General features: G+C 39.5%; 1 protein-coding gene. It reads left to right on the top strand.

The features are described from left to right. Positions 1 to 31: 31 nt before the first annotated feature. Positions 32 to 17,782: an SDR family NAD(P)-dependent oxidoreductase gene (locus M2372_RS21250; RefSeq protein ID WP_123321244.1), complete on the top strand. Its 17,751-nt coding sequence runs from the start codon at positions 32 to 34 to the stop codon at positions 17,780 to 17,782. Positions 17,783 to 17,787 lie beyond the last annotated feature (5 nt).

The raw sequence follows: 17,787 nt of genomic DNA, 5'->3' as shown, positions 1-17,787 counted from the left end.
AATTTTCACTTGATTAATAAGAATTCATAAAATGAAAGATTATTTGCAATACATTTTGGATGAAATTAAAGGAAAACGTATCAGTAAATCTGAGGGAATTGATTTGATACGTAAATATAAATCGGATGATAAAAGTGCTGCCCAACCGGTCGTCGCCATAGATGAATCCACAAAAGATAATATAGCGAGCGATCAATTGACAATTACCAGATGCTGGCATATCATTGAACCAAGTGATGATACGTCTCGGCTTTCTATGTCTGACAATGTGCTAGTCGTTTGCCCACCTGACAAGCAGTACAGTAATCTCCTAAATAAATTCAAAAAGCTTCAGTATCTTTTTATTAATCCTGGCGATACAATTTCGAGTATCCAACAAAAGCTTGAACAACTTAGCCCGATAGAGCACATCATTTGGATTGGTTCTAATAACCCTCTTTCCAAAGCAACAGATGAATCGATTATCACAGGACAGGAAGAGGGAGTAATTGCGATATTCAAATTGATTAAAGCACTTCTGGAAATGTCATATGGGGGGAAGGCTTTGAATTGGACCGTAATCACGACCAATGCTTTATCCGTTAATTTAACCGATACAGTCAATCCAACTCATGCCTCTGTTCACGGATTTACAGGTGTAATATCCAAAGAATACCCGAATTGGCAGGTTCAATTGCTCGATCTTGAAAAAGAAAGTGACCTAGCGCATATCGATATTTTTAGTTTGCCACTGGACGGGGCAGGGCATGCGCTTGCGAATCGTCATCAACGATGGTACAAACAAGAATATTATCCTTGTATGTATCAAAAAAATAACGACAATAATTTGTATGAACATCAGGGTGTTTATCTAGTTATCGGAGGTGCAGGCGGAATAGGCGAGGTATGGACTAAACACATGATTGAAAAATATACAGCACAGATTATATGGCTGGGGCGGCGAGACATTAATCAAGAAATTGAAGCACAAATAAATAGCTTAGAAAAGCTTGGTCCAAAGCCCATATACTATAAAGCTGATGCTACAGATCTCACTCAATTGCAGTTCGTTGTTAACGATGTGAAACGTCAATTTAAAAGCATTAACGGTGTTGTACATTCTGCACTTGTTGTCTCGGATAGAAGCCTTGCAGATTTGAATGAAGATGATTTAAGAAAAGGTCTTGCAGCAAAGATTGACATTAGTGTTCGACTCGCTCAGGTCTTTGTAGATGAGCCACTGGATTTTATGTTATTTTTTTCTTCAATGGCTTCTTTGACCTGCGAGCGAGGGCATAGTGTTTATTCGGCGGCCTGTGCTTTTAAAGATACTTTTGCACAATATTTTGCCAGCTATTGTAAATACCCAATAAAAGTTATTAATTGGGGGTATTGGTCATCCGTTGGAGCTGGAATGTTAGTGCCGGATTCTTTTAAAAAGCGATTAAATTTATCTGGTGTCGGATCTATTGAACCTTTAGAAGCTATGGTTGCGCTGGATACATTTTTAGCGTCTAACTTGCAACAGGTGGCCTTTACAAAGTCTATGAATCCTAAAAATATTGAAGGATATCAAGACAAATATACTTTACAAGAATATTCTGAACAGATACCTTCCATCGTTTCAGAGATACCGAAGTCATTTCCCATGAAGGAGTCGCTTATGCGGCAAATTGATTCCGAAGTGGAGGATCCTATGAACCAAATGCTCCCATTGTTATGCAAATTACTTTTTGGCCAGTTGCATAAAATAGGCTTCTTTCAGAGTCGGTATGTAGATGTTGAAAAAGAGAAACAGCAGGTTGGGCTAGTGAAAATGTACGATCGTTGGCTCAGCGAAAGTTTAAAAATTTTAACAAATGCCCATTTGTTAACACCGGATAAAAACGGATATAGAATCGAAAATACGAAGTCCATCGATATTAATAGTGTTTGGCGAGAGTGGGAAGATAAAAAGACCGACTGGTTGGCTAATAATCAGATAAAAGATAAAGTTGCGATTCTGGAGATCTCCTTAAAAGCACTACCGGATGTATTACTAGGGAAAAAACTTGCCACTGAAGTAATCTTCCCAAATTCATCTATGAAGCTGGTAGAAGGAATCTACAAATTTAACGTGGTTGCCGATTATTTTAATGAAATTCTTGCCAATGTTGTATTAGAATATGTAAAGAAGCGAGTTGAAGACGACAATTTTCAAGGAGTTAGAATTTTAGAGATAGGGGCCGGTACCGGTGGTACCAGTGATATGGTTTTTAAAAAATTAAGACCATACCAAAAGTATGTAAAAGAGTATTGCTATACCGATCTTTCTAAGGCGTTTCTAATACATGCAGAAAAGGAATTTGGTGCAGATAATCCTTATCTCATGTACAAAATATTTGATGTTAGTAAGCCCATAGAAAGCCAACTATTTGAGCATGATTATTTCGATTTGGTTATTGCTACCAATGTATTACACGCCACAAAAAATATACGACAGACGCTGAAAAATACGAAAGCCACGATGAAGAAAAATGGCTTGCTGTTACTAAATGAGCTCAGTAGTAATAATATGGTTAATCATTTAGCATTTAGTTTATTGGAAGGTTGGTGGTTAAGTGAAGATGAAGAATTGAGAATCCCGGGATGCCCAGGCCTTTATCCCGGAATGTGGGAAGAAGCATTAAAAAATGAAGGGTTCAGTTCCAACTTTTTTCCTGCTGAAGACGCCCATCGTTTCGGTCAGCAGATTATTGTTTCGGAAAGTAACGGCTGTGTTCTACGAAAAGTCGAGAGCGAATTAAAAAAGCCTTTAAAAAATATCAGTAACGTTCATGACAAAACAGAGATATCGGAGACTAATCCTAAGGCTCAGAAGCATGAATTATTAGGTCAGGTAAGGCATAGTATCATCCTAACATTGTCTAAGTCCTTAAAAGTAGAGGTAAATCAAATTGGAGTTGAGGAACCTTTCGCCGATTATGGTTTGGATTCGATAACCGGGGTGCACATGATGGAACTTTTGAACGAGAAGTTAAAACTCACGCTACCGACAACCGATCTATTTGATTATACCTCTGTGAATAAGCTGGCTACCTATATTGTAGAGCAACACGCCAGTAAATTAGAAGGTTTGTTTGCCGAAAATGAACATAGTTTACAAGAAGAATCTATCTCCATTTCGTCTCCAGAAAGTTCCGTGTCAAATTTGCTCTTAGATCAAGGAATAAACACAGAAAATAGTGCAATAGATAACTTCAAAGTTGGGAAGGAATCTATTGCAATAATAGGTATGAGTGGTAGATTTCCACAATCGGAGAATGTAGAAGCACTTTGGGATCACCTCAAACAAAGTCATGATTTAATAGAAGAAATAACACGTTGGAATGTTGCAGCAGATTTTAGAGAAAAGAAATATTGTACCCGAGGGGGATTTTTGAAAGATATTGACCGTTTTGATCCGTATTTTTTTAATATTTCGGAATTAGAGGCTCGTTATATGGACCCACAACAACGAATTATATTAGAGGAGTGTTGGAAGTCTTTGGAAGATGCAGGCTATGCGGGCATTGATATAGATGGACATGCTTGTGGTGTATATATTGGTTGCCATTCAGGCGATTATCAAGATTTAATCGATGACGGATCAGATGTTCCAGCACAATCGATGTGGGGAAACGCAAGCTCAATGCTGCCTGCACGTATTTCCTATTATTTAAATTTAAAAGGGCCGGCAATCGCAATAGATACAGCCTGTTCAAGTTCCTTGACGGCGATTCATTTGGCTTGTCAGGGACTTTGGAACGGAGAGACTAAGATGGCGCTAGCGGGTGGGGTATTCGTGCAAAGCACTCCTAAGTTTTATATAGCGGCAAATAAGGCGAATATGCTGTCTGTTTCAGGAGCAATTCATGCTTTTGATTATAGAGCAGACGGATTCATACCAAGTGAAGGAGCAGGCGTAATCGTATTGAAAAGATTATCGGAGGCTCTGGCAGATAGAGATCATATTCATGGAGTTATCAAAGGTCTGGGGGTTAATCAAGACGGTACCACTAACGGCATAACGGCACCAAGTGCAGTTTCACAAGAAAGGCTAATACATCAAGTATACAGCACTTTTAATCTTAACCCGGAGAATATGCAGTATATAGAAACACACGGAACAGGCACTGTTCTCGGTGACCCTATTGAATTTGCTGCTTTGACCAGAGCCTTTGGCAAGTTTACAAATAAAACCAATTATTGTGCCCTTGGTTCTATTAAAACGAATATAGGCCACACCTCGGCTGCTGCGGGAATTGCAAGTACGTTAAAAATATTGTTATCCCTTAAGAATAAGAAAATTCCGGCATCGCTGAATTATGAAAAAGCAAATCCAGCGATAAATTTTTTAAACAGTCCTTTTTATGTCAACACTGAACTCAAAGATTGGCAGGTACCCGAAGGAAGTAGGCGATGTGCTGCGGTGAGTTCTTTCGGATTTAGTGGAACAAATGCCCATATGGTTATCGAAGAAGCACCCGTATTGGAAAATCCTTCGGTAGAGATGCCTGCCTACCTAATCTTGCTCTCTGCAAGGACTAAAGAACAGCTGGAACAACAGGTTCAACAAATGCTCGTTTACGCAACTACTGCAACATGCGATCTCGGAGATTTCGCTTACACGTTGATTTTTGGTCGGAAACATTTCCGTCATAGGTTGGCGTGTGTTGCCCATAGTATGGAAGAATTAAGGGGTATTTTTCAAAGCTGGCTGATAGAAGGAGCGCATCTTCGGGCGGTGTCAGGGGAAATTGAAAGAAATACCGAGAAGGGGGATACTGACTTTATAAAACAAGGAAATGACTGTTTAGACCTATGTGAAAAAGAAACTTCTGAAAATTACTTTAGTCAGCACTTATTAACTGTAGCAAATTTATTTGTCAAGGGTTATCAGCTCGATTTTAATAAGTTATATAGAAAAGGGGCTTTTTCTCGCTTGTCATTGCCTGTTTATCCTTTTGCATTTGAGCAGTATTGGATTACAGCAGGAAAAAAAAGAAATCAATCTGAGGACAAGAGCCAAGAGAATACCGTATTAAAAAATATCGCCCATCCTTTACTGCACAAAGAAATAGTTTCCTTTAAAGACTTTGAAATTCATACACGACTAACAGGTAAAGAAGCGTTTATCTCCGATCATAAGGTGAATGGAATGTCTATATTACCCGGAGCGGTTTATCTGGAACTACTGTGTGCTTCCCTTGCCCAAAAAGCGGATTTAAATAACGTTGATTTTCAATTACGTAATATTAATTGGCTGCGCCCTTTAGTGGTGGAAAGGGAAGTTTTAGTACATACCCGAATATTCACAGAGGATAGAGGCAATCTGAGTTACGAAGTTTTTACGGAGTCAGAAGGGAATAAACTGATACACTGTATCGGAAATGTATCGAAAGAAAAATCAAAGGGTGTAGATAAGTATGATATTGCTGAAATTATAAACACGCCTTGGCAAAACGTTTTCTCTGCATCAGACTGTTATAGTTTCTTTGAAAATAGTGGACTTCAGTATGGTCCCTCACATCGATGCATTGAAACGGTATATAAAACTTCTGATCGAGTGTTGGCGAAATTAGTTTTGCCGGAAACTGAATCTTGCCTATACGACGGATATAAGCTTAATCCCGGCTTACTGGATGCGGGTTTGCAATCGGCAATTGCCTTGGATAATGATTTGCTCAATCCTTTAAGAAACTCAGGAAGACTCATGCCATTTGCTTTAGATGGTTTCACTATGTTGAAGCCTACATCAACAGAAATGTGGGTCGTTATTCAACATAGTCCAGATAATGTTAAAGGCGGAAATGTAATAAAGCTAGACATTGATATCTGTAATGAGTACGGTGAAGTAGCGGTACGTTTGAATGGCTTCTCGGTGCGAAGACAAGAGCAAAATCAATCAACTGAAAGTGGATACACCGTTTCAATAGCGAATAACAATTCCCATTCAAACCAAGCGATTTCCATTAATTATAATATGTTGACACCGGTATGGAAAACGATTTCAATTAAAGAAGGTAAAATCGATAATATAACTACTGAAGACGTTGTTATTTTTTGCAAGGAACATATGGCGAATAATATGTTCAGTAAATATTTTACACAAGCGAGAACTATATTTTTAGATAGCAACTTTACTATTGACTTGATTGCGGAGAAGTTAACAGCCATAGGTAACATAAAGAATATCATTTGGTTGGTTCCAGATTTTGAGTTGGTTTCAGTAACAAGCAATGAAGTTATCGAAGAACAATACACAGGCGTTGTACTGTTTTTTAGAGGGATAAAGGCCTTTTTACAAATAGGTTACGGCTCACAAGAACTAACATGGACAGTTATCACCAATAATTCTCAACCTATTTATCCAACCGATCAGGTGAATCCAACCCATGTGAGTATTCATGGCTTAGTGGGAACAATGGCTAAAGAGTTTGCGCTATGGAAAATACGATTAGTGGATATAGAAGAAAAGGCCGACCTATCTATACAGCAGATATTTCAAGTACCCTTTGATAGCAAAGGAGATGCTTGGATCTACAGAAGTGGACAATGGCATCAACGTGAATTGATTCCCTGTGAGATAGAGAAACAGAAAATACTTAATAAAAGAAGAGGAGTTTACGTGGTTTTAGGCGGAGCAGGGGGAATTGCGGAGGCTTGGAGCGAGTACATGATAGAAAATTTTGATGCACAAATTGTATGGATTGGACGTAGAGAAAAGGACGCTGAAATACAAGCCAAACTCGACCGATTAGCTACCAAAGGGAACGCTCCAATGTATCTATCTGCCAACGCTACCAATGTGGAAGCACTGGCGGGTGCATACGAGGAAATTAAAAGACGATTTGGTAAAATAAACGGAATCGTACACGCTACAATCGTTTTGAAAGATAGAGGATTGATACGGATGAATGAAGACGATTTTATGGAAGGTCTTTCTGCAAAAGTAGATACGAGTGTATTAATGGCTCGAACTTTTAAAGCAGAATCGTTGGATTTTGTGCTTTTCTTTTCAGGAATAATGTCTTTTACAAAAACGGCAGGGCAAGGAAATTATGCTGCAGGTTGTGTTTTTGAGGATGCTTTTGCTCATCAGTTAAGACAGGAGTGGAATTGTCCGGTTAAGGTAATGAACTGGGGATATTGGGGCAGCACCGGAATTGTGGCGAGTCCCGAATACCAAAGCAGAATGCAAAAAATGGGCATTGTTTCTATTGAACCTCAAGAAGGAATGCAGGCCTTAGAAAAGCTAATGTTCGGCCCCTTAGATCAAGTGGCTTTTGCTAAAACTACGCGAAAATTAGTCACCGACAACACCCGTTTAGATGAATACATCGTTAGTTACCCTGAGAAACTGCCTTCGGTGTTTAACGACAGTATTTTAAATAATCGGGTGCAGGCCAGTGAATATGAAGATATTTTGCAGAAAATTATTGGAATTACCAGCCAAATATTGGAGGTAGACCCAAATGACCTGAATGCAGCGACAAACTTAATGGATTTTGGTCTGGATACATCCACACGTGAGCGCCTGCTAAAACAAATTGCTGTGCGCTTTGAAATGGAATTTCCGATTAGTTCCTTTTTGGAGTATGAATCGCTCGAGAAAATTACCGATTGGATTGCTTTAAACTATCGGATAATCAATAGAGCTACTGATTTTAAGAAAGGAAGTGATTTAAAGGAGCAAAAGATTCGAGCGGAAGTTTTACCGCAAATACTGGACATGGAAGCCTGGTTGGCAAAATTTGTTTTCGTAACGTTGAAATCTTTTGGTTCATTTGAACAGGCAATTTTTTCTATCAAGGATTGTTTAATCAATACAAATATCTCATCAAATTTTGAGCGATGGTTGGAAGAAAGCTGTCGGGCACTAACAGAGCATGGATACCTAAAATACGATGGAATTCGATATCGTGTAGAAGACCTTTTGTCAATTTCGCACAATGAACTTTGGGAAGAGTGGAGTACTAAAAAAACGAAATGGTTGGAGAACTCCACATTAAACCCCAGAGTTCTGCTGCTCGAAGAAACATTAAAGAGCTTACCGGATATTCTAACCAATAAGGTAGCGATTACATCGGTACTTTTTCCAAACTCTTCAATGGCAATGGTGGAAGGTATTTATAAAAATAATATGGTGGCCGAATACTTTAATGAAGTGTTGGCCGACGCTATTATTGGATACATTGATGCAAGAAATAAAATTAATCCGAATGAAAAGATCAGGATATTGGAGATTGGAGCAGGTACAGGTGGAACAAGCTATTCTCTATTTAAGAAGCTTAAGGAGAAGGAAAGTTATATCGACGAATATTGTTATACCGATTTGTCTCATGCCTTTTTGCAGTACGCCGAGCAGGAGTATGGAAAATACGTTCCCTACTTATCGTATAAGATTTTTGATGTCGAGAAGTCGGTAGAAGAGCAAGGTATCCCTTCCGATTATTATGATATTGTAGTTGCAGCGAATGTTCTGCATGCAACACGCAATATACACGCAACGGTAAGAAATTTAAAACAGCTTCTGAAAAAAAATGGTATTATCGCATTAAATGAAATGTGTAATAATCGTCTGTTTGCACACCTAACATTTGGCTTATTAGAGGGTTGGTGGTTATATGAAGACGAGGCTTTACGAATACCTGGCTGCCCCGGTTTGGAGACACAAGAGTGGGAAAAAGTACTGGAAAGAGAGGGTTTTGAAAATACCTATTTCCCTGTCAGCGAATCTAAGGATTTAGATTTTCAAATTATTCTGGCAGAAAGCAATGGAGTGGTTAGAAAGAAAGTACAAGGTTTTAGTGATGCTCGTTCCTTGGATAATGAAATCCCGGCGATTATTAAAAGCGATAATTTGTCGATACCAAAGAGCGTAGCACCCGAAATAACAAAAAGCCAGTTGATAGACTATTTGAAGAACCAAATTACCGAGAGCGTGGCGGAAGTTCTTCAATCATCTGTCGATAAGTTTAGAAATGATGAAAATTTTTCTAGTTACGGTATAGACTCCATTATTTCGGTCAACCTAATCAACCAGATCAATAAGCGATGCCAATTGAATTTGCAAACGGCCGTATTATTCGATTATACCTCTGTAGATACATTAGCCGATTTCATATTTGATACCTACAAGAGTGATCTTTTCAAGAATTTAGAACAGGACGCTAACGATGTAGACTTTCAAGAAAGTGAAAGAATGGATAGCCATATACCGAAATCCACTTTATCGCATGAAAACGTTGCTGCTCAACTAACTGTGAATCACATTCGTTCAGTGGTGTATGCTTGTATTGCAGATATATTGGCCATGCCTGAGCAGCGAATTGAAGACGAAAAAAACTTTTCAGAGTACGGAGTAGATTCGCTAATTGCAGTCAGCTTAATCAATGCAATTAATAAAGAAACGAAGCTTAACCTCCAAACTTCGGTACTGTTTGATTACAATAATGTTAACCTATTATCCAATTATATTCTAAGTACCCAAGCTGCCTTTATCGAAGCAGAGTTGCCGATTTCTTCGAATAAAAAATCTCCGGAAATTTTAACCCCTTCTGTTGTAATGCAACAACAAGATCAAGATGCCGCATACTATTCGCGGTATGTTATTGAAAGTTCCGGAACGATTGATGATTTGAAAAGGGTTCTGGAAAAAGTACCTGATATTGGAGCAGACGAAGTGCAAGTATCGGTGAAAGCTTTTTCACTAAATTTTTCAGATTTGCTTTGTGTTAAGGGCTTGTATCCCAATATGCCGCCGTATCCTTTTACGCCCGGTGTCGAAGCAAGCGGTATTGTCACGAATATTGGTGGGCAGGTAACTTCAGTTTCAATTGGCGATTCGGTAATGGTTACGATTGGCGAAACAATGGGTGCCCATGCTACCTGTATCACGTGTAAATCGAAGTATGTGCTTCCAATGCCTGAAAACCTAAGTTTTGAGCAAGCTTGCGCATTGCCCGCTTGTGCACTTACCATGATAGATGCTTTTGAAAAAGCACGGATAAAAAAGGGTGAAAGTATATTGATTCATACTGCTACGGGTGGTACCGGATTAATTGCGTTGCAACTCGCGAAAAAATACGGTGCAGAGATATACGCTACAGCAGGATCAGAAGCCAAGCTCGACTTTTTACGGGAATTAGGTGTTCGCCACTGCGTAAATTATAGAAGTACCGATTTTGAGATAAAAATCAATGAACTAACGCAAGGAAAAGGGGTAAATGTAATTATTAACACCTTGTCAGGGGAGGTTATTCAGAAAAATATGAGGTGTTTGGCGAATGGAGGGCGTTACATAGAATTGGCCATGACAGCGCTGAAATCGGCTAAAGCAATTGATCTGTCCGTTCTTAATCAGAACCAAACTTTTTTTAGTGTCAATTTAGCACAATTGGCTATTGATGATCCGGAGTTAATGGACGGGTATAAGAAAAAAATGATTGAGCTAATGAAAGATGAAACCATTAGCGCTACTATTTATAAACAATTTAGTTTTAACCAATTAAAAGAGGCTTACCGATGCCTTGAGGATAGAAGTAATATCGGGAAAATAGTGGTAACTACCTCAGAAGAACACTTGCCGATTGGATCAGGTGTAGAGAATCAGGTTAAAACCAACGGGTTAAACGAAAAAAACAGTATAGAGCCAATTGCGGTTATAGGAATAAGCGGCAAATTTCCACAATCAGATAATTTGAAACAGTTTTGGCAACATTTGGCCGAAGGAGATGATTTAATAGTACCGGTTTCACGTTGGAAGAGCGAAACGTATTCCGCTACCAAAGCGGAAGGCAGCTATTGTAATAAAGGCGGATTTTTAAACGAAATTGATCTGTTTGACCCCTTATTTTTTAATATTTCGGGGGTAGAAGCTACCCATATGGATCCTCAACAGCGACTTTTTCTAGAAGAATCTTGGAAGGCTTTAGAAGATGCAGGTTACGCCGGAAATACCACAGAAGGTACCTCATGCGGCGTGTTTGTGGGTTGCCATGTAGGCGATTACCAAAGTTTGTTAAAAGACGATTCTCCGGCGCAAGCAATGTGGGGAAATGCAGGATCGGTTATTCCGGCACGTATTGCTTATTATTTGAATTTAAAAGGCCCTGCAGTAGCGATCGATACCGCATGTTCCAGTGCCTTGGTTGCCATTCACATGGCCTGTCAAAGTTTATGGACCGGCGAAATTGAGATGGCCATTGCTGGTGGCGTTTACATTCAAACCACGCCTTGGTTTTATCTTTCTGCGAACAAAGCCGATATGCTTTCTCCCAAAGGATATTGCCATAGTTTCGACGACAGAGCGGATGGATTTGTGCCAGGTGAGGGTGTGGGTGCTATCATTTTAAAACCGCTATCTAAAGCAAAAGCCGATGGTGACCAAATTTATGGCGTTATAAAGGGTTCAGCAGTGAATCAAGATGGAGCAACCAACGGACTCACGGCGCCTAGTGCGGTATCCCAGGAAAAACTCGAGTGCATGGTCTATGATAAGTTTAACATCAATCCAATTGATATTTCGATGGTGGAAGCACACGGTACAGGAACACGCTTGGGAGATCCTATCGAATTTAATGCGTTGACAAATGCATTTCGTAGATATACCGATAAGAAGCAATATTGTGCCCTTGGCTCAGTAAAAACCAATATGGGACATGCTGCGGCTGCGGCTGGAGTAGGTGGCTTGATAAAGGTTTTGCTATCGATGAAAAACAAGAAGATTCCGGCCTCCCTGCATTATGAAAAGGGGAATAGCAGCATAGATTTTGAAAACAGTCCATTTTATGTTAACACAACCTTACAAGATTGGGAGGTGCCAATAGGGAAGCGAAGATGCGCTGCCATTAGCTCGTTTGGTTTTAGTGGAACGAATGCACACCTCGTGCTAGAGGAAGCAATAGAAAATCGAAAACCTGCACCCATTCGCCCCGGCTATATGATTGTACTCTCCGGTAGAACATCAAATGAGCTTCGTCAACGCGTGGTCGATTTAGTAACTGCATTGGATGTTTCCGATACACCCGACTTGGCCGATATTAGCTATACGCTCTTAACAGGACGAAAGCATTTATGGCATCGCTTAGCTTGTGTGGTGCGGAGTAAAGATGAATTGATCGAGTTTTTCCGAAAATGGTTAGAAAAGAAAAAAGTAGCGCAATTGTATACTTCTGATTTGTCCGACACAGAAATTCGCGAGCAAACATTGTTAAAAAAGTATGGTAACGACTGCATTCAGCAATGTGCAGCTACAGATGAGAGTAGTTTCTTTCTAGAGCATTTAGCCACCGTTGCCGAACTGTATGTACAAGGCTATAGCTTAAATTACGAACCATTATTTAAAGGTTGTTGCAAAGTTTCCTTACCAACTTATCCATTTGCAAGAGAACGGTATTGGGTAGAAGAAGACTCCAAATCAACTAGCTATTTGCAGAATAATGGAAAATTATCGGTTATTCATCCGGTAGTACATCAGGATCATTCATCGCCGGAAGGACAGTTTTTTTCGACCACGTTTACCGGTAACGAATTTTTTCTGAAGGATCATCAAATACAAAAGGAAAAAATACTTCCGGGAGTGGTATATCTGGAAATGGCTAGAGCTGCTTTCGAATATACGAGTGGAGAAGGGGCAACGGGAATAGAATTAACAGGTTGCACATGGTTAAAACCTACTAAAATAAACGGTAATCCAGTAAGCTTAACAACCGCGCTCACTCTTAAGCCTGATGGAAGTGTTTATTTTACTATTGGTGACCGTTCGGGGACTACTGAACACGATCGAGTAATCCACGCCGAAGGCCGTATCCAAAGAGAAATTCTACTTCCTACAGTAAAAAGTGACATTGAAGATCTGAAAAAACTCTGTGTAAACGATTTCATCGATTCAGAAGAATTTTACTCGATATATTCTGCTATGAATATAGACTACGGGCCTTCACATCGAGCAATCAAAAACATTTATGTAGGTGACAACATAGCATTAGCGCAGATTGTATTAGATACCTCTGTAAGCAATTCCGTTCATGACTTTGTGTTGCATCCCGCAATTATAGATGCTGCATTACAAGCTACCCTTTGCTTTGATCTGCGTTCAGCAAGTATTCCGTCCTCCTTACCATATGCCGTAGAAGAAGTACAAATATATAGCCCTTGTACAGAAAAGATGTGGGCGATTATAAAACCAGCAACCGAACAAGTAGCCGAATCTAGAACAAAGACATTCAATATTGAAGTTTGCAACGAAACCGGTCAAGTTTGCATTAACATAAAAGGATTTGCAGTAAGAATGCTCGATCGGTCGGCAGAACAATTGCAAACCATCTTCTTTGAGCCGTATTGGGAGGAAGAAAAAGCAATTAGTACCCACGCGGCACACACATATACTTCATATATTTTGGTGTTTTGCAATGTAGCTGAAACGTTCGTACAAAAATTATCTAGCCACATACCACAAGCAGATATTCATATCATAAATCCTTTAGGCGATAATTTAGAGGAGAAAATTATTTCTTGCTCGTTGCGTCTCTTCGAACTGGTGAAAGAGATACTTGCTACAGGCGCAAAAAATAAAGTGCTTTTACAATTTTTCACTTCGGTTGATAAGGAATCCGCTCTCTATGTTGCCATGACGGCATTATTGAGGTCGGCGGAAATGGAAAACCCGATGTTGAAAGTTCAAGTAATCCAAACCGACAACGCCTTTCCTAGTTCGCAGATACTGCCTATAAGTCAATCAGAATATGTGAATGTTAAATACATGAAGGATAAACAATTGGTGTTAAAGTGGAGGGAGCTGGCAGTAAAGGTAGAAAACAACTCATTGCCTTGGCGGGATAATGGAGTTTATTTAATCAGCGGAGGAATCGGTGGAATAGCTTTACTTTTTGCAAATGAAATAGTAAAACAAGTTGATAAACCGGTGTTGATTTTATTTGGCCGCTCAGCCTTGAGTAGCGAAAAACAGCATGAGATTGATCGCTTGATAGAACAAGGAGCAGTGGTAGAATACCGCATGGTCGATATTACTGAAAAGTCTGGCGTACAACAATTAGTCGATCAGGTTACATCAAGTTACGGCCAAATTAACGGCGTTTTGCATTGTGCGGGGATTGTAAAGGATGGTTTAATTCTTCATAAGAGCGATTTAACTTTTAGAGAAGTGTTAGAACCTAAAGTTAGCGGACTTGTTCATTTAGATGAAGCCACAAAATACCAAGCCTTAGATCTTTTTATCTGTTTTTCGTCGGTAGCCTCTATCATCGGGAACATCGGTCAAGCCGATTACGCTATAGCGAATGCCTTCATGGATGCCTATGCTGAATATAGAAATGCGCAATGCAGGTTAGGGGAAAAGAATGGCAGAACAATGTCCATTAGTTGGGGCCTTTGGAAAGAAGGCGGTATGCAATTGGATAATAATACCCAAAAAGCGCTACAATACAGCACCGGTATGGCAGCAATGTCGACACAAGAAGGGGTACAAGCATTTTATACCGCTTGGAACAGCAATCAAGATCACCTTTTGGTTGTAAATGGAGATAAAGAAAAATTACGCAATTCCGTATTAGGTTCTTTACTGCCACGTTCAAATAAAATGCCTTCTGGTATGCATTCGCAGTGCTTAAACAACAAAATGCCGGAGGGAAAATCAACCGAAATTTTCTTAATAGGCGAATTATCCTCACTCATTAAAATTCCTCCACAACAAATTGTAGCCAGTGCTGCTTTCGAAAATTACGGTATGGACTCTTTAATGATTGTGCAGTTTACCAATCAGCTTGAACAATTTTTTGGTCCCCTTTCAAAGACCTTATTGTTTGAATGCCAGAATATTTTAGAACTGAGTACATTTTTTAGAGAGAATTATCCAGAGCAATTGGAAAAATTATTTGGAAAAAATGTTCAACAAGAAAATAAAGTAAAATCATTTTCGGACCGTATACCCGAAGATAAGCCTATTCTAGAGCAGAGCAGTTACAAGGGTTCAGAAGAGGAAAAAGAACTGCCTGAATCAGCCTCCTCATGGCGAGACGAGGATATCGCTATAATTGGCTTGTCTGGTACTTACCCCGGCGCAGAGAACGCAATGGAATACTGGAAAAATCTTTGCGAAGCGAAAGACTCAGTATCGGAAATTCCAGCGAATCGATGGGACCATTCCGTATATTTTGATGAGGATAAAAATACCCCCGGAAAAACCTATGCTAAGTGGGGTGGATTTTTAGACGGAGTAGATAAGTTTGATCCTGCTTTCTTCAATATTTCACCCAGGGAAGCGGTGATAATGGACCCGCAGGAACGACTATTTCTTCAATGTGTTTTTTCTACGTTCGAGGATGCAGGCTATACAAGAGCGCATGTATCAGAAGCGTATGCAAATGAAGTAGGGGTATTTGCCGGGGTTATGTATAGCGAATATCAGTTGTACGCACTATCCGAGGCTAAACAATCGACATTACTCCCCGGAAATTCGTCGTCAATCGCGAACAGGGTTTCCTATTTTTTCAACTTCAATGGGCCAAGCATGGTGGTTGATACCATGTGCTCTTCTTCACTAAGCACCCTACATTTAGCCTGCCAGAGTTTAAGGCAAGGAGAGAGTAAACTGGCTATAGCGGGCGGAGTAAACGTATCGGTACACCCAAATAAATTTTTAATGCTCGCTCAAGGGAATTTTGCTTCAACAAATGGTCGATGTGTAAGCTTTGGAAGTGGAGGAGATGGCTATGTGCCTTCAGAGGGTGTAGGAGCGGTATTACTCAAGAAGCTGTCGCAAGCGGTAGCCGACAACGATCATATTTACGGGGTAATAAAAGGTTCTGCTATCAACCACGGAGGAAAAACAAACGGATTTACTGTGCCAAACCCTAAAGCGCAGGCCAACGTTATTAAAAAAGCGCTCGATAATGCAGGTGTATCGGCACGCGATATTAGTTATATTGAAGCACACGGTACCGGAACTTCTTTAGGCGATCCTATAGAAATAGCCGGGCTTATTAAAGCATTTAAGTTGTTTACAAAAGAGGAGCAATTTTGTGCTATAGGCTCAGTAAAGTCCAATATAGGGCATTGTGAAAGTGCCTCGGGAGTAGCCGGATTAACGAAAGTGCTCTTGCAATTTAAGTATGGAAAATTGGTGCCTTCTTTGCATTCAGAATCACTCAATCCAAATATAAACTTCACTCAAACTCCTTTTAAAGTGCAACAACACTTAGAAGAATGGAAGAGTACTAAAAGAACGTTAAACGGTAAAACGAGCGTAGAAACAAGAAAAGCAGGTTTGTCATCCTTTGGTGCCGGTGGTTCAAATGCTCATGTCATTGTAGAAGAGTATATTCCCAAGCCAAAACCTTCAATGAATCACGATGATGTACCCCTGATAATCTTGTTATCAGCCAAGGATCATAGTCGTTTAAAAGAATGCGCTCAACAGTTGATTAGGTATATAGCAGAAGATGAATTAAAAGAAGAACAATTGCTTGATATTGCCTTTACATTACAGATTGGACGTGAGGAAATGGAGGAACGCTTAGGCTTTGTCATTTTTTCACTTTCAGATCTGCAAGTCAAGCTCCAACAGTTTTTAGATAAAAATGAGCCATCAGATGAGTTGTTTGCAGGAAGAGTAACTGCTCTTGATATGGAAGTAGTTCTTCCTCAGGATTTTACCTCTCTTGAAGATTGGACACAAACATTAATACAGGAAAAGAAATTTGAAGCGCTTATTAAATTATGGATTCAAGGCGTTAAATTAAATTGGAACCTGCTGTATGGAGCAAATAAACCGATGCGTGTGAGTTTACCAACTTATCCATTTGCTCAAAAAATGTACTGGATTATTTCAAACAGGGAAGAGAACGATAAGAAAAGTTATAAATCATCGAATGATGTCATCCAAGCATTGGATTTGACCAAAGGAATTCGACTGAGAGAACTTTCGGAACTAAGCGAAGAAAAACCGAAAACGCTGACCAAGAGAAGTCAATCTATAAACTTAACACCGTTAATCTTAAAACAAGAGCCAGAAGTTTTTGCAAGCCTTGAAGTTAAAAACGAGCCTAAAGAGAAAGAGCTAAAGGAGAAATCAGAAACAAATAAAGTACAAATACATTTAGCAGAAATTAGAAAGTACTTAAAGGAAAGTTTGGCGAAAGCGTTATTTATGAATGTTGATGAACTTCAGGATACTGCCGCATTTATAGAGCTGGGCCTCGATTCTATTGTAGGCGTAGAATGGATTAGCGATATAAATCAACATTTCAAATTGTCCATTCCGGCTACGAAGATATACGATACCCCTACATTAGCTGAATTTGCTCAATACATACAGACTGAACTACCAGAAAAGAATTTAACGACTATACAAACGCCCAAAGTTGTACCCATAGAGGATAATAACAAAGAAGAAGAGATGCTTTTAACGTTAAAAAGAACCCTGGCAAAATCGTTGTTTATGTCGGAGGATGAACTCGACATACATAAAAACTTCGTTGAGCTCGGATTGGATTCAATCGTTGGAATTGAATGGGTAAATGAGATCAATGCTATTTATGGGATTTCCGTTACCGTTTCAAAACTTTACGATTACGCTACGCTGAAGGAATTAGCGAATTATTTATATCAAACCACAACCACAACTGAGCCTGTTAAATCCGAAACAACCAAAATATCTCCAAAAATAGATTCACTTGACGAGTTGCTCCAACAGGTCAGTGATGGCGTATTAGATGTGCAGAGCGCAGATCGAATTCTTAAAATAATGAACAATAGCTAAATAGA

This window comes from Chryseobacterium sp. BIGb0232, assembly GCF_024810195.1.
Taxonomy (GTDB): Bacteria; Bacteroidota; Bacteroidia; order Flavobacteriales; family Weeksellaceae; genus Chryseobacterium; species Chryseobacterium pennae.
Note: the sequence above shows the minus strand (reverse complement) of the source record. Positions and strands in the feature narration are given on the sequence as shown.

Coding starts and splice junctions, on each gene's coding strand:
- M2372_RS21250 (WP_123321244.1), top strand. CDS start 32: ATGAAAGATTATTTGCAATACATTTTGGATGAAATTAAAGGAAAACGT.